Raw genomic sequence first — 14,815 nt, forward strand, 5'->3', positions numbered from 1 at the left:
GGGGAAACCGGCCGGGCCGGACGCGGGCGACCGTCAGCGCTTGACGGCCGGGCCCTCCTTGGGCGTGTTGCTCGCGGTCACGTTGACCCCGGCCCAGGCGGCGTCGACCGCCTGGTACTCGGTGCTCTTCTCGCCGTACATGTCCGCGGCGGCCTGCAGCGTGGCGGTACGGGCCTCGTGGAAGTCGGTCGTCGAGACCATGTAGCGGGTCAGCGCGCGGTAGAAGATCTGCTGCGCCTTCTCGCGGCCGATGCCGGCGACCGCCTTGCCGTCGTACGTGGCGGAGTCGTACTCCACGCCGCCGACGGTCTTCTTGCCGCTGCCCTCGGCCAGCAGGTAGAAGGCGTGCGAGGAGACGCCGGAGCCGGCGTGCACCTCGCGGTCGTAGGAGTCCTTGTCCCAGTAGTCGACGGTACCTTCCAGGACGTCCAGGGACGGCTTGTCCATGCGGCGCAGGAACTTCTGCTCCAGGCCGAGCTTCTCGCCGAGCAGGTAGTTCGGCGGGTTGCCGGCGTTGTTCGTGCGGAACTCCACGCCCGAGCCGAAGATGTCCGCGAGCGACTCGTTGAGCGAGCCCGCCTCGCCGAACTGGTTCTGGCGCGCGTCCACCCGCGTGGGCTGGAAGTCGGCGGTGGCCTCGATCACGCCGTGGCTGAGCTCGTGACCGGTGACGTCCAGGGCCACCAGCGGCTGCTTGAACGTTTCTCCATCGCCGTCTCCGTAGAGCATGCAGCCGCACTCGGGCGACCAGAAGGCGTTGCCGACCTTGTCGCCGAAGTGCACCAGGGCGTGCGGGCCGGAGCCGTCGTTCTTGATGCCGTTCCGGCCGAAAGCCGCCTTGTAGTAGTCGTACGTGCTGGTGATGCCGAACTGCGCGTCGACGGCGGCGGTGGCGGCGTCCGTGGTGGTGCCGTTGCCCCAGCGGTTGTCGGAGTCCGTGAACGCCTTGCCGGACGCGAAGGAGTCGAGCTCCTTGCCCCCGGCGTCGCGGGTCTCGCCGCCGCCGCGGCTCGGGTCCTTGAGGACGAAGGAGTCCTTGGCGTTCTGCGTCGTCGTCAGCGGGACGTCGCCCGCGAAGAAGGAGGCACCGGTGCCGCTCGCCTGGGCCGGGAACCCGGCGCCGGGCTGCACCTTGGCCGGCGGGGCGGACTTCGCGTTCTTGCGCGGCTTCGCCTGCTGGCCCTGGTCGCGGAGCTTCGCCTTCAGGCGGGGGGAGATGAAGCCGTCGCTGAGCGGCGTGCTGCTGATGACCTTGCCGCTGCCGGCGTCCACGACGACGCTGTGGCTGACGCCGGTCTCGGCCTTGCCGCCGCCGGTGACGGTCACGCGGTAGGCGAGGACCGGCTCGGTGCTGCGCGCGTCGACCACGAGCTCGGTCTTGGCGGCCTTGCCGGACACGGACTTCGCCGCCGTGGCCGCGGCCTGCGGCGCGGTGAGCTTCGGGGCGACCGAGTCCACGGCGACCTGGTGCTTGATGGCCCGGGTGACGCCGAGGTAGTTCTTCTTGGCGTCGAGGTGGACGACGAGGTCGCCGCCGACCACGGGGACGCCCTGGTAGGCCCGGACGAAGCGGACGTGGCGCTTGCCCTCGGGGTCGACGAGGGTGTCCTTGACCCGGAGCGTCTCGTTCTTGCCGACGCCCGTGGCGTCCGCGTGGGCGAGCGCCGCGGCGGTGGCGGCCTTCACGGTCTCCGCGTTGGCCGCGAGGGCGGCCGCGCTGATGGAGGAGTCCGCGGCGGCCGCGCGGGCCCGGTCCCGGAGGGAGCCGCCGTTGTCCACGGGCTGGGACGGAGCGGCGGACGCGGTGCCCGCCATCGTGGCCGCGGCCACGACGATCGCGGCGGCCGTGAGTATTCGTTGGTGCGTCGTGGGGGATGTACGCAAGTTCAGCGCCCTTTGCGTCGAGGGCGGTTCGGGACGCGCCCGGCCGCCTGCATGCACGCGGCGCCGTCACTCGCGCACCGCGGGAACCTGTGGTCCCGCGGAGGACTCTGCCTGTACTGGCATGGGCATGAAAAGATCAGATAGGCGTGATGTCCGGACAGTTGATCAACTGTTAACAATGACCGAACGGAAGGTGCCTATGTGGTGACTTGGCGTCAACCGCAGGGTGAGATGGGGGTCCCGGGCTGAGGGTTGCCGGCGGTCGCCGTCATCTTGGAATGTGAGACGCGGACCCCTACGCCCCGGGCCAGCTGCCGCCCGCCACGCGCGTCCCCGACGCCCGCAGCCGCCGCGCCGTCCGCTCCGCCGCGAGATACACCCAGGCGCGGACCGGGCCGCTTCCGCCGCCGGGCAGCACCGGCCGCACCACCCGTACGTACATCTCGCCCGTACCGTCCGGAGCGCAGCCCTCCAGCTCGTCCAGGGACGCGAGCACCGCCGCGTACACCCCCGGCGCGAGCCGGACCAGCTCGCCACTGACCTCACCGCCCGGCTCCGCCACGGCGTAGGGATACCCGGGCCCCTCGTACAGCACCGCGCCCCGCAGCCGCGCCGGCTCCTCGGCCACCGTGCGGCCCCGCAGGAAGCGCCCGTGATTGACCTGCCCGGGACGCAGCGTCCCGTAGACGAACACCGGCAGCCGCTCCTGCTCCGCCGCCATCCCCGGCTCCCTCCGCCGCCCCGCACGCCCCTGCCGCCACAACCGCCCGCACCACCGAAAGGCGGGGCAGGGTGGTCCGCCGTAAAATTACCGGTATGGGAGAGCGGCCTGTCGTGCCCTCCGCCCCCGAACTCGTGGTCGAGTCCGACGGCGGCTCGCAGACGATGACCCCGAGCCGCGTCTACCAGGTGGGGCGCGACCCGCAGAGCGACATCGTGCTCGACGACGCCCGCGTCTCCTGGCACCACGCGGTGCTGCGCCCGGTCGCGGACCACTGGACCGTCGAGGACGCCGGCAGCACCAACGGCACCTGGGCCGAAGGCCGGCGGGTGCAGCTCCTCGACGTGGGCCCCGGCACCGTCCTGCGCTTCGGCAGCCCCGCCGACGGGCCCGCGGCCGTCCTCAAGAGCGCCCCGCCCCCGGCCCCGCCACCCGCGGCGCCGCCCCCTCCGCCCCCGGCGTCCCTCGCGGAGCGCCCGACGTCGGTGTCCCATCCCGCCGCCACCGGCACCTTCCGCCGCCCCACCTCCGTACGCCCCCTGCCGGCCCGCACCATCCGCATCGGCCGCGGTCCCGACAACGACGTCACCGTCGACGACCTGGTCGTCTCCCGGCGCCACGCCGAACTGCGCGCGGGCCCCGGCGGCGACTACGAGATCGTCGACCTCGGCAGCCACAACGGCACCTTCCTCAACGGCCACCCCGTGCGCCGCGCCCCGGTGCTCTCCGGCGACATCATCGGCATCGGCCACTCCGCCTTCTGCCTCGTCGGCGACCAGCTCCAGGAGTACGTCGACAGCGGCGAGATCTCCCTCGACGTCCAGGACCTGTGCGTCCACGTCGACGCCGAAGAGGGCCGTAAACGGCTCCTCGACGGCGTCTCCTTCCCCGTCGAGGAGAAGTCCCTGCTCGCCGTCGTCGGCCCCAGCGGCTCCGGCAAGTCCACCCTCCTCAACGCCCTCACCGGCCTGCGCCCCGCCGACCAGGGCGCGGTGCTCTACGACGGCCGCGACCTCTACCGCGACTACGCCGAACTCCGCGCCCGCATCGGCCTCGTCCCCCAGGACGACATCCTGCACGTGCAGCTCACGGTGCGCCGCGCCCTGTCCTACGCCGCCGAGCTGCGCTTCCCCGGCGACACCGCCAAGGCCGAACGCCTGGCCCGTGTCGAGGAGGTCATCCGCGAACTGGGCCTCGAACAGCGCGCCGACCAGCCCATCCACAGCCTCTCCGGAGGCCAGCGCAAGCGCGTCAGCGTCGCCCTGGAACTCCTGACGAAGCCCTCCCTGCTCTTCCTCGACGAGCCGACGTCCGGCCTCGACCCGGGCATGGACCGCTCGGTCATGAACACCCTGCGCACCCTCGCCGACGACGGCCGCACCGTCATCGTCGTCACCCACAGCGTCCTCAGCCTGGACGTCTGCGACCGGCTGCTCGTCCTCGCCCCCGGCGGGCGCACCGCGTTCTACGGCCCGCCCGGGGACACCCCCGGCTTCTTCGGGTTCAAGGAGTGGCCCGAGGCCTTCGAGGCCTTCGAGAACGACAAGGACCGCGACTGGCCGGGGGAGTACCGCGCCTCGGCCCAGTTCCGGCAGTACGTCGCCCCCGCCGCCGGCCAGCCGCGCCCCGGCGAGGCGCACGCGCCGGAGGAGGAGCCCGCACCGCCGCCCAAGCCGCAGAGCTGGGGCGCCCAGCTGTCGACCCTGATGCGCCGCTACGTGCGCGCGCTGAGCACGGACCGCACCTTCCTGATCATCATGATCGTGCTGCCGTTCGTCACCGGCGCGATGGCGCGGCTGTCCTCGGGCACCCGCTTCGCCTCCGCCGACAAGGCCAACACCGTCCTGCTGATCCTGTGCGTCGGCGGCGTGCTGACGGGCGCCGCCAACGCCGTGCGCGAACTCGTCAAGGAACGGGTCATCTACCGGCGCGAGAGAGCCGTGGGCCTGTCCAGGTCCGCCTACGTGATGTCGAAGATCCTCGTCCTCGGTGTGATCACCGTGGCGCAGGCGATCGTCCTGTCCATCGTCGGCCTGGCCGGGGTGGACACCCGCGCGCCCCACGGCCGGGGCGTCCTCATGCCGCCCCTGCTGGAGATGACCCTGGCCCTGGCGCTGCTGTCGTTCACGTCCATGCTGCTCGGCCTGCTCGTCTCGGCGATCGTCCGCAGGGAAGAGGTGACCATGCCGCTGCTGGTCCTCATCACCCTGGTGCAGGTCGTCTTCTGCGGCGGAATGATCGAGCTCAACAACAAGCTCGTGCTGGAACAGCTGTCCTGGCTGGTGCCCTCGCGCTGGGCGCTGGCGGCCATGAGCTCCACGATCGACTTCACCCGCATCCCGCCCGCCACCGGGCAGCTCCCGCCGTCGGCCGGGGGAGGGGACCCGCTCTTCCGGCACGCCGTCGGTACCTGGCTGATGGACATGGGCATGATGGTGGTCCTGTCGCTCGTGTTCGCGCTCCTGGTGGCCCGCCTCCTGCGCCGCCACGAACCCGCGGTCATGCGGAAGTGACGGAGACGGAGGAGACGGAGCCATGAGCACGGTCCCCCTGGCGTCCGGCGGCGCGTCCGGCATCCCCGGCTTCCTGCCGACCCACGTCGTGCCCCCCGGCGGGCTCGCCACCTGGGCCGGCCCCGACGGGGCCGTGCCCACCACGGCGCTGGACCCGCTCCTGCCCGTACGGCTCGTGGAGCGGCGCGGCGACTGGGGCCGGGTGCTCTGCTCCAACGGCTGGGCCGCCTGGACCGACGCCCGGCTCCTCGTCGTCCTCCCGCAGGACCCGCCCGCCGCCGGCGGCCCGCTCGTCCGGACGGACGACGCGCGCGGGCTCCTCACCCGCGTCCAGGAGGCCCTCGACCGCTACCGCGGGGCGATGGAGGACCTCGCCGCCGGCCGCACGGACGCCGAGGCCTTCGGCCGGACGGCCCGGGGCCTGCGCATCGGGGCCGTCGTCGACGGCGACGCCGTCTGGCTCTACGACGCCGAGCGGGACCTGTGGTGCTACTGCGACGGCACGGCCATGGCCGCGCTCACGTCTCCCGCCGGTCCCGGCGGCCCTGGAGGCTCCGGCGGCTCCGGCGGTGAGCGCTGATGGCGGCGGCCGGGGACCGGCCCGCCGAGCTGACCGGCCACCGCATCGCCGGCTACGAGGTGGAGGGCGAACTGGGGCGCGGCGGCATGGCCGTGGTCTACCGCGCCCGCGACCTGCGGCTCGGCCGGATCGTCGCGCTCAAGCTGCTCGCCCCCGAACTCGCCCGCAACGACACCTTCCGCCAGCGCTTCGGGCACGAGTCGCGCGTCGCCGCGGCCATCGACCATCCGCACATCGTCCCCGTGTTCGAGGCCGGGGAGGCCGACGGGGTGCTCTACATCGCCATGCGGTACGTGGCCGGGCTCGATCTGCGCGCCCTCCTCGACCGGGACGGGCCGATGCCGCCGGTCGTGGTGTGCCGCATCGCCGGGCAGGTCGCCTCCGCGCTCGACGCGGCCCACGCGCACGATCTCGTCCACCGGGACGTCAAACCGGGGAACATCCTTGTCACGGAGGGCACGGACAGCGACCATCCCGAGCACGTCTACCTCACCGACTTCGGGCTGACGAAGAAGTCCCTGTCCCTGACCGGGTACACCCGGGTGGGCCAGTTCGTCGGCACGCTGGACTACGTCGCGCCCGAACAGATCGCGGGGAAGCCGGTCGACGGGCGGTGCGACGTGTACAGCCTGGGGTGCGTCGTCTTCGAAATGCTCACCGGAGCGCCGCCGTTCCGGCGCGAGGACGACATGGCGCTGCTGTGGGCGCACCAGTACGATGCGCCGCCGCGGGCGTCGGACCAGGTCCCGGGGCTGCCGGCTGCCGCCGACGACGTCCTCGCCAAGGCCCTGGCCAAAACCCCGGACGAACGCTTCGACAGCTGCCTGCGGTTTGTGGCGGCCTTGCGCTCGGCGACGGCGACGCCCGGCCCGAGACGCGTCCCGGAGCCGCCGGGGTGGGCGGCGGTCGCGTTCCCGGAACGGGGCGTTTGACGGCGGGTTCGGGGGCGGGGCGGCGCGGCCGGTCCGGCACCGCCGGGCTACGCCGTCGTGGTGGTCCGCCGTTGCGGCGGGGGTGGTTCGGCTGTCCCGTGCCGGTTCTGGGTGCGGGCCGCGCCCATCTCCTCCGCCGCCGCGGCGCGTAACCACGGCCGGCCTTTCCGGCGGTGCCGGGCCTGCCCGGCCAGGGGCACGGGTGGCGGCGCCGAATTCGTGCGGGCCGCGCCCATCTCCTCCGCCGCCGCGGCGCGCAACCACGGCCCTGTCCGGCGGTGCCGGGCCTGCCCCGGCCCGGGGCACGGGTGGCGGCGCCGAATTCGTGCGGGCCGCGCGCATCCCCTCCGCCGCCGCGGCGCGCAACCACCGCCGACCATTCCGGCGGTGCCGGGCTCGCCCCGGCTCAATGGGCGCCCTGCGCCGCAGGCAATCCGCGGTACCGGGCTCACCCCCGCCCAGGAGCTCCGGCCTCGCCGGCAAGGCCCCCGCGCCGCACCCTGCGGGACAGGACGCTTCCCGCGAAGCCCGCCACCGCGCCCCACAGCAAGCCCAGGCCCACCAGAAGCAGGAGATGCGGCCGCAAGGCGACCTCGCCGCCGAAGGCGGACATGTCGGTGATGCCTAGCAGCGACAGGCCGAAGCGGGCCGAGATGCGGGTGAGGGTGCCGATGACGAACAGCGTGACCGCCAAGGCCGCACCCACCTGCACCGCGTGCTCCCACGGCCGCGTCGTCGCCGGTGACCGTACGGCCGTCAGGAACGCCGCCGCGAGGAGGGCGACCGCGGCGACGACCACGAGGAGCCACGCCCGGCCGTCGTGCTCGGCGAGCGAGGAGACGCTGAGCGTGGACGGCCCGTCACCCCCCTCGCGGAGCACCGCCGTGAGCGGCGCGGGCATGGGCAGCCCGAGCGACGTGCCGGGCACGCGGCCGTCCCAGGAGCCGCCGAGGCCGAGGCCGAACGCGAGCCAGGCGAGGTTGGGCAGGCCGAGCAGGAGCACCGCCATCGTGTCCCCCGGATGCCCCCGGACGGCCGCGGTCACGAGCCCGGCGACGAGGCCGAGCAGCACGTAACCCAGCAGCAGTGCCACCATGGCGGACGCCACGGGCCGCACGGGGTCCTGGAAGCGCAGCAGCCGCGACGGCAGCGGCGTCTTGCGGGAGGCCGCCACGGCGACGGCGAGCAGGACGAGCAGCCACAGCAGGCCATAGCCGAGCGTGGGCCCGAGCGCCGCGCGGAAGCCGACGCGGGGGGCGACGTCGATGACGTCGCCGATGTCGCCGAGGAGCGAGTCGCCCAGGTCGATCCGGAAGTCGTGGCGGGCGCCGAGGCCGATGAGCAGCAGGGCGAGCAGCCACAGGACGGCCGTCCGGGCGACGCGGGCGAGCAGCGCGCGCCCGCCCGTCACGGCGTGGTGCCGCAGCGGGCGCAGGAAGACGACGGCGAGGGCGACCGCGCCGGCCAGGGTCACCGAGAGCGGGACGACGGCGATGCCCGCCCCCGTACGGCCCAGGACGCCCGCGTCGCCGGACAGTTCCACCGTGCCGCCCACGGCGGTGACGACGGTGGCGGCCGTCACCGAGGGGAACGCCCCGCCCGGGAGCCCGCCGGCCCCGGCGGCCCACAGGCCGAGCGCGGCGACGGCGAACATCGCGGCCACCCCGGCGGCGACGGCGGCGAGGGCCTCGCCCCAGGCGCGGACGACGGAGGGCGCGCCTCCGGGCGGCTGGCTCACACTGCCTCCGCGTGCGTCGTCGACGGTCGGACACCCGGCCTCCGGCGGGGAGGCCCGGGAAGCCCAACCTACGCCCGCGCGGCCCGCCCCACCTGTCGAGAACGCGCCCGGTGCCTGCCGAGGACGCGCCCGGCGCACCCCTCCCGTACCCGCCCCTCCCGGAGGGAACCCCGCTTGCGGGCCGCGCCGGTTTGCGGCACACAATGAGCCCGTAAGCCTGCCAAAGAGGACAAAACCGGAGGAGCAGGGCTCGTGTCGTCCGAACCACCGTCAGAAGACCGACCCACCGGCCCGCCCTCCGGCCCCCTGTCCGGCGGCGGAGGGAGCGGGTCCGGCAGGTCCGGCCCGTCCGGACCCCCTCCCGAACCGACCCGCCCGGACTGGCACTCGACCCCGTCGGGTGAGGGCGCCACCGAGATCAGCGGCCCCACGGGCGCGCAGCCCCCGGAGCCGCCGGGCCCGCCGGCACCGCCGTCCGGCGCACACGGCGCGCCGCCTCCCGCGGGGGAGCCCGCCAAGTCCTGGTGGCGCTCCGCCCCCAGGGTCGCCCTCCTCGCCGGCGCCCTGGTCGCCGCCGCGGCGCTCGTGATCCTCTTCCTCCGCCCGGAAGGCGGCGGCGAGGTCTTCCTCCAGGCCGCGTCGGCCCACGGCAACGACCCCTTCACCGCGTCCACGGCCAAGGACACGGGCACCAAGGAGGCCGCCGAACCCGTCACCCCCGCCGAGGGGGGCACCCGCACGTACCAGGGCTCGACCCCGGGCCTCTACGGCGGCACCCAGAACGCGGCGAGCTGCGACGTCGAGCGCCAGATCCGCTACCTCAACGACGACCAGGCCAAGTCCCGCGCCTTCGCGAGCGCCGCCGGCATCCAGCAGGGCGAGATCCCCCGCTACCTGCGCGGCCTGACGCCCCTGCAACTGCGCTCCGACACCCGCGTCACCAACCACGGCTACAAGGACGGCTCGGCCACCACGTTCCAGTCCGTCCTCCAGGCCGGCACGGCCGTCCTGGTCGACAACCGCGGCCTGCCCCGCGTGCGCTGCGCCTGCGGCAACCCCCTCGGCCCGCCCGTCGCGGCCAAGGGCACCCCGAAGACCAAGGGCCAGAGCTGGAGCGCGTACAAGTCGTCGAACGTGGTCGCCGTCACCCAGGCCACGACCGTCGTCTACGTCATCGTGGTGTACGACCCCGTGACCGGCCAGTGGTTCGAACGCCCGGTCGGCACCGACGGGGGCAGCGACCGCCCGGTCCCGCCGCCCAGCGGCGCCATCCCGTCCGGCCCGGCCTCGCAGGGGTCGGAGGAGCCGAGCAGTACCGAGCCGTCGAAGCCGTCCTCGTCCGCCCCGCCGACCCCCTCGACGGCCCCGCCGTCCCCGCAGAAACCGCAGAAGCCGCCGACCGAGCCGGGGCCCGCCTACGGGCCGCAGAACCGCGGGCTCGCCGGACCGGGAGGGGCGGCATGAGCGGGCCCGCCGCCCGGCGGGCCTGAGACGGCCCCGATGCGCGACGCGCCCACCGAGCCCCGGCCGGGGGAAGCCGCCCCCGGCCGGGTGACGGCCGCGGCCGGCACGAGCCCGCAGGACCAGGGCGGAGCCCGCCGGGCGGCGTGGCCGCTGGCCGTGGCGGCGGTGGCGTACAACGCCTGGGTGCTGGAGTTCCTGCTGCCCACGGGCCTGGACGCCCGGCACTCCTACGTCAGCGAGCTCTACGCCGCCGACCAGCCCTTCCACGGGCTCTTCGGCGTCGTCGAGGTCGTCACCGCCCTGCTCGTCGCCGCGGGCGCGGTTCTGCTCGGCCGGCGTGCGGGAGGCGACCGCTGGTCCGCCGCCGGACGGTGGGCGCTGGTCGCCTTCGCCGCGTCCTCCATCGCGGACGTCGTCGTCCCGATGCGGTGCGCACCGTCGGTGAACCACGCCTGCGAGGCCGTCAACCCCTGGCACACGGCCACCAGCGCACTGGCCCACGCCGCGCTGTTCGCCTCCATGGCCCTCATGGTGACCGCCGCGGCCCGCGGCACCCGGTGGCCGCTGGTCCGCCGCTGGGGGCCGTGGGTCCTGGCGGCCGCGCTCGTGACGGCCGTGAGCACGGTCGGCCCGCTGTTCGGGCGGCCGGGCTGGCACGGCGTCCCCCAGCGGGCGCACCTGCTGCTCGTGGGGGTGTGGCTGGTCCTGCTCGCCGTGTCCTCGGGAGCCCGCCGCCCCCGGGGGAAGGGCCGCCACCGGGCCCGGTGAGCAGCAGGTGTCGCGCGAAGCCCGCCGGCGATCGGATCTGGTCGATTGTGCGCGAGACGGACCGGCTCTGTACCGTGCAGACCGGAGGCCCGACCCGGCAAAGACGCGGAAAAGCGCACTGTTCAACGCCCCCACGAACAAGATGTGTTCACTTCCGAGCAGAACTAACACTGCGACACCGCTGAACGCTTTAAGGCCATGACGCATTGCTGCGGCCTTGTGAACGCAATGTTGCCGACAAGACGATCACCCTCGTTGCCCACACGAGGAGGTCCTCATGAACGACCGGCTGAGTCTCAGCCCGGACGCGGCACGGCAGCTCGCGACCACCACCAAGACCACCCCGCAGATGCGCGGCATCACGCCCCGCTACCTGCTGCGGGCCCTGCCGTGGGTGGACGTCGAGTCCGGCGTCTACCGCGTCAACCGCCGGCGGACCTTCATCCTCGGCGACGACCGGATATCCACCTTCAGGAACGACGACGCCCACCACGTCGTCCCGGAGGACCTCCGGGAGATCCCCTTCCTGCGCGAGGCCGACGAGGAGCTGCTGCGCGAACTGGCGGGCGCCTTCACCGAGGTGTCCTTCGACGCCGGGCAGCCGCTCCTTCAAGAGGGCGAGGTCGCCGACAAGCTCTGGATCCTCGTCCAGGGCCGCGCCGAGAAGCGGACGACCGGCCGCTACGGCGAGGACGCCCTCCTCGGCATCCTCGGTGACGGCGAGTTCTTCGACCTCGACGCCTGGGCTTGCGGCTCGCCCGCCGCCCACCGCGTCAAGGCCCTGACCCCCGGCACCGCCCTCTGCGCCGACCGCAGCCACCTGGCCCGGCTGGCCGGCCGCGACAAGGCGCTGCGCGCCGCCCTGGCGGCCTACACCACCGGCGAACGCACCGTCCCCGGCGCCGAGGTGCCCGTGGACCTGAGCGCCGGGCACGTCGGCGAACCGGACCTCCCGGGCACCTTCGTCGACTACGAGGACACGCCCCGCGAGTACCACATGACGCTCGCCCAGACCGTGCTGCGCGTCCACTCCCGCGTCGCCGACCTCTACAACGAGCCCATCGACCAGACCCGCGCCCAGGCCGGCCTGACGATCCAGGCGCTGCGCGAGCGCCAGGAGCGCTCGATGCTCCACCACCCCGAGTCCGGCCTGTTCAACAACGTCGCCCCCGGCCAGCGCCTCCAGACCCGGACCGGCGCGCCCACCCCCGACGACATGGACGAACTGCTCAGCAAGGTCTGGAAGCAGCCCTCCTACTTCCTCGCCCACCCGCGCGCCATCGCCGCCTTCGGCCGCGAGTGCACCCGCCGCGGCGTGCCCCCGGTCATCGAGAACCGCTTCGGCAGCCCCCTGCTGACCTGGCGCGGCGTCCCCCTGCTGCCCTCCGACAAGGTGCGCATGAGCGGCCCGAACGGCGCCGCCACCACCGAGATCCTCCTCATGCGCGTCGGCGAGGCCGAGCAGGGCGTCGTGGGCCTGCGGCCCGCGAAGGTGGCCGACGAGGTCGAACCGGGCCTGTCCATGCGCAACATGGGCATGGACCAGAAGGGCATCACCCAGTACCTGATGACGGCCTACTTCAACGCCGCGGTGCTGGTCGAGGACGCCCTCGCCGTGCTCCAGAACGTCGAGGTGTCCAAGTACCATGACTACTCCTGACGTGCAGTGGGGCGCGTACGCCGCCCCGCCCCCGTGGCCCTCCGCCGGCAGCGCCGCCACCCGCAGCGGGCAGTTCACCCCCGAAGCCGCCCGGCGGGACATCCCCGTCCTCCAGCGGCCCGTCAACGGCCGCCCCGTCGTCTGGCTCGACAACGGCGCCACCACCCAGAAGCCCCGCCAGGTCATCGAGACCCTCGCCGCCTACTACGCCACCGCCAACTCCAACATCCACCGCGGCGCGCACACCATGGCCCGCGAGGCCACCGAGATGTACGAGGGCGGACGGGCCGCGGTCGCCGGATTCCTGGGCGCCCCCTCGCCGGACACCGTCGTCTTCACCCGGGGCACCACCGAGGCCGTCAACCTCGTCGCGCAGAGCTGGGGGCGCGCCAACCTCGGCCCCGGCGACGAGATCCTCGTCTCCACCCTGGAACACCACTCCAACATCGTCCCCTGGCAGCTGATCGCCAAGGAGCGGCGGGCCCGGGTCGTCCCCATCCCCCTCCTGCCCGACGGCAGCATCGACCAGGACGCCTACGCCGACCTGCTCTCCTACCGCACCCGGCTCGTCGCGGTCAGCCACGCCTCCAACGTGCTCGGCACCGTGCCGCCGGTGAAGGAGATGACGGCACTGGCCCACCGCTACGACGCCAAGGTGCTGGTGGACGGTGCCCAGGCGGTCGCCCACTTCCCCGTGGACGTCCAGGACCTGGACAGCGACTTCTACGTCTTCTCCGGGCACAAGCTGTACGCCCCCACGGGCATCGGCGCGCTCTACGCCAAGCCGGAGATCCTCGCCGGCATGCCGCCGTGGCAGGGCGGCGGCAACATGATCGACCAGGTGGAGTTCGGCCGCGTCACCTACGCGCCCGCCCCGCACCGCTTCGAGGCCGGCACCGGGCACATCTCCGGCGTCGCCGGCCTCAGGTCCGCCATCGACTGGCTCAGCTCGTTCGGCCGCGAGGCGGTCGCCGCGTACGAGACCGCCCTGCTCGGCCACGCCCGGCAGGCCCTCGCCGCGGTCCCCGGCCTCACCGTCCTCGGCGACGCGCCCGGGAAGATCGCGGTCCTCACCTTCACGCTCGCCGGCCACGCCCCCACGACCATCGCCCGGTGGCTGGACCAGGAAGGCATCGCCGTCCGCGCCGGCCACCACTGCGCCCAGCCCTCGCTGCGCCACTACGGGCTGGAGGCCGCGACCAGGGCCTCCCTGGCGCTGTACAACACGGCCGAGGAAGTGGACCAGCTGACCGCCTCGCTGACCCGGCTTCAGCTCCAGGGCGCCGCCGCTTGACCCGTGCGCGGCACACCTACGAGTTTCCGCGGTATTTCCGGTGTCACAGGGAACCATCAGCTACGGAAGGCAATCTCGTACGTCGGAGACGCACGAGTGTGCGTACGAACCCGGAAACAGGGGGCGGTACATGTCACGAAGAGTCGCGCAGCGGCGGTCGCCGGCGGTGCGGGGCGTCATGGGATCGGTGGCCGCCCTCGCGGCCGGCCTGGTCCTCGTCGCGGGGACGGCCGGAACGGCCACGGCCATACCGGCCGGCAGCGGTCCGCGGGCCACCGCGGGCTGCGGCAGCGACCAGGAGAAACAGCCGTCCGCCGCCGCGGCCGCCGCGGCCCGCGCGGCCACGGCCGAGCCGCCGGCCGCCGCGGTCGGCACCGCCGCGGACAAGATCTCCTACAGCCTGCCCTCCCAGCTGCCCATCGGCATGTGGTCGCGCTCCGGCGTCACCCTCCGCGCCCCCGTCACCAAGGGCACCGTCCGGCTCGACGTCCGCAGCCGCGGCTTCGGCACCGACTCCCTCTCCGTCCAGCGCTACGTGCCCGCGACGCACAAGTGGACGGACCTCAAGAGCAGCCCCACCGGCTCGGACACCCACGGCGTCTTCACCTTCCCGGTCACCGCCGACGCGAGCGCGGCCCGCCCGCACAGCGTCGCGCTGCGGATCCAGGACCTCGACCGGCCGGGCACCCTCACCGTCACGCCGTCCGTCGACGACGGCAAGGGCCACACCTACAAGGCCCCCGCCCGCACCGCCACGACCACCCGGCCCGACGTCTCCGTCAGCGGCTGGCGCAGCGGCGAGCGGCTGACCCGCGGCGGCGCGGCCGGCGGGCCCTTCACGGTCACCGTGAAGAACACCACCGACCGGCCCTACCCCGCCCTGTACGCCTCCTACTTCGCCTACGGCACCGGCAACAGCCACGCGCTGGCCCCCAAGGACCTCGTCCTGCAGCAGTACCGGCCCGGCCACGGATGGGAGCGCGTCCCGCTCGTCGCCGGCGGCTGCGACCCCGGCATGAGCGCGGCGCTCCTGCCCGTCGCCAAGGGGCCGCTCGCCCCCGGCGCCACGGTCTCCTACCGGCTGCGGATCGCCGTCGCCGCGTCGGCCCCCCGCGACGTGTCGCGGGCGGACGCGGGTGTGACGGTCGGCAACGGCGACCTGTCCTTCTTCCACCAGGACCTGCCGTTCGGCATCCGCTAGCGCGCACCGCCCCGGATCCGCGGGCCGGCCCCTTCCGGGCCGGCCCGTCGGCGTACCGGG

Annotated in this window: 11 protein-coding genes; 8 read left to right on the forward strand and 3 right to left on the reverse strand. The window is 74.1% G+C overall.

The genetic code is table 11. The annotated features are described in order from the left end of the window. Nucleotides 1-33: 33 nt before the first annotated feature. Both PS271_RS28375 and PS271_RS28380 read right to left on the reverse strand, forming a co-directional pair. Nucleotides 34-1,815 carry a M4 family metallopeptidase gene (locus tag PS271_RS28375; protein WP_398387100.1) on the reverse strand — a complete coding sequence of 594 codons (1,782 nt, stop codon included), beginning with the start codon at nt 1,813-1,815 and terminating at the stop codon, nt 34-36. A gap of 364 nt (nt 1,816-2,179) precedes the next feature. Beyond that, on the reverse strand, nt 2,180-2,605 hold the full coding sequence (locus tag PS271_RS28380; protein WP_398385804.1) for a gamma-glutamylcyclotransferase family protein: 426 nt from the start codon (nt 2,603-2,605) through the stop codon (nt 2,180-2,182). Nucleotides 2,606-2,700: 95 nt separating this feature from the next. On the opposite strand from PS271_RS28380, the gene PS271_RS28385 reads away from it, so the two are divergent. The 3 genes from PS271_RS28385 to PS271_RS28395 are packed head-to-tail and all read left to right on the forward strand — an operon-like array spanning nt 2,701 to nt 6,630. Then, the gene (locus tag PS271_RS28385; RefSeq protein WP_398385806.1) at nt 2,701-5,118 is read left to right on the forward strand and encodes an FHA domain-containing protein; all 2,418 of its coding nucleotides are present in this window, start codon (nt 2,701-2,703) and stop codon (nt 5,116-5,118) included. A gap of 22 nt (nt 5,119-5,140) precedes the next feature. After that, complete coding sequence (locus tag PS271_RS28390; RefSeq protein ID WP_398385808.1) at nt 5,141-5,698, forward strand: hypothetical protein; 558 nt, start codon at nt 5,141-5,143, stop codon at nt 5,696-5,698. After that, the gene (locus PS271_RS28395; protein ID WP_398385810.1) at nt 5,698-6,630 is read left to right on the forward strand and encodes a serine/threonine-protein kinase; all 933 of its coding nucleotides are present in this window, start codon (nt 5,698-5,700) and stop codon (nt 6,628-6,630) included. Before PS271_RS28390 ends, PS271_RS28395 begins: the two co-directional genes overlap by 1 nt. 448 nt (nt 6,631-7,078) lie before the next feature. Here PS271_RS28395 and PS271_RS28400 read toward each other — a convergent pair whose 3' ends face one another. After that, a complete protein-coding gene (locus PS271_RS28400) occupies nt 7,079-8,368 on the reverse strand; it encodes a streptophobe family protein (protein ID WP_398385811.1) in 1,290 nt (429 codons plus the stop codon). Nucleotides 8,369-8,620: 252 nt separating this feature from the next. Here PS271_RS28400 and PS271_RS28405 point away from each other — a divergent pair, with 252 nt between their 5' ends. The 5 genes from PS271_RS28405 to PS271_RS28425 all read left to right on the forward strand — a co-directional run bounded on the left by PS271_RS28405 (nt 8,621) and on the right by PS271_RS28425 (nt 14,755). Continuing rightward, nucleotides 8,621-9,832, forward strand: a complete 1,212-nt coding sequence (locus PS271_RS28405) for a DUF6777 domain-containing protein (RefSeq protein ID WP_398385815.1) — start codon at nt 8,621-8,623, stop codon at nt 9,830-9,832. Nucleotides 9,833-9,868: 36 nt separating this feature from the next. Further along, nucleotides 9,869-10,600: a DUF998 domain-containing protein gene (locus tag PS271_RS28410; RefSeq protein ID WP_398385817.1), complete on the forward strand. Its 732-nt coding sequence runs from the start codon at nt 9,869-9,871 to the stop codon at nt 10,598-10,600. Between the two features lie 277 nt (nt 10,601-10,877). Continuing rightward, nucleotides 10,878-12,260, forward strand: a complete 1,383-nt coding sequence (locus tag PS271_RS28415) for a family 2B encapsulin nanocompartment shell protein (protein ID WP_398385819.1) — start codon at nt 10,878-10,880, stop codon at nt 12,258-12,260. Then, on the forward strand, nt 12,247-13,554 hold the full coding sequence (locus PS271_RS28420; RefSeq protein ID WP_398385820.1) for a SufS family cysteine desulfurase: 1,308 nt from the start codon (nt 12,247-12,249) through the stop codon (nt 13,552-13,554). The genes PS271_RS28415 and PS271_RS28420 overlap by 14 nt, the downstream gene beginning before the upstream one ends. A gap of 130 nt (nt 13,555-13,684) precedes the next feature. Next, complete coding sequence (locus tag PS271_RS28425) at nt 13,685-14,755, forward strand: hypothetical protein (RefSeq protein ID WP_398385822.1); 1,071 nt, start codon at nt 13,685-13,687, stop codon at nt 14,753-14,755. The last annotated feature ends 60 nt before the right edge of the window (nt 14,756-14,815 follow it).

Source organism: Streptomyces sp. SCA2-17, assembly GCF_044336695.1.

Bases quoted from the DNA above. Each gene is read 5' to 3' on its own strand.
- PS271_RS28375 (WP_398387100.1), bottom strand. From the start codon at position 1,815: ATGGCGGGCACCGCGTCCGCCGCTCCGTCCCAGCCCGTGGACAACGGC.
- PS271_RS28380 (WP_398385804.1), bottom strand. From the start codon at position 2,605: ATGGCGGCGGAGCAGGAGCGGCTGCCGGTGTTCGTCTACGGGACGCTG.
- PS271_RS28385 (WP_398385806.1), top strand. From the start codon at position 2,701: ATGGGAGAGCGGCCTGTCGTGCCCTCCGCCCCCGAACTCGTGGTCGAG.
- PS271_RS28390 (WP_398385808.1), top strand. From the start codon at position 5,141: ATGAGCACGGTCCCCCTGGCGTCCGGCGGCGCGTCCGGCATCCCCGGC.
- PS271_RS28395 (WP_398385810.1), top strand. From the start codon at position 5,698: ATGGCGGCGGCCGGGGACCGGCCCGCCGAGCTGACCGGCCACCGCATC.
- PS271_RS28410 (WP_398385817.1), top strand. From the start codon at position 9,869: ATGCGCGACGCGCCCACCGAGCCCCGGCCGGGGGAAGCCGCCCCCGGC.
- PS271_RS28415 (WP_398385819.1), top strand. From the start codon at position 10,878: ATGAACGACCGGCTGAGTCTCAGCCCGGACGCGGCACGGCAGCTCGCG.
- PS271_RS28420 (WP_398385820.1), top strand. From the start codon at position 12,247: ATGACTACTCCTGACGTGCAGTGGGGCGCGTACGCCGCCCCGCCCCCG.
- PS271_RS28425 (WP_398385822.1), top strand. From the start codon at position 13,685: ATGTCACGAAGAGTCGCGCAGCGGCGGTCGCCGGCGGTGCGGGGCGTC.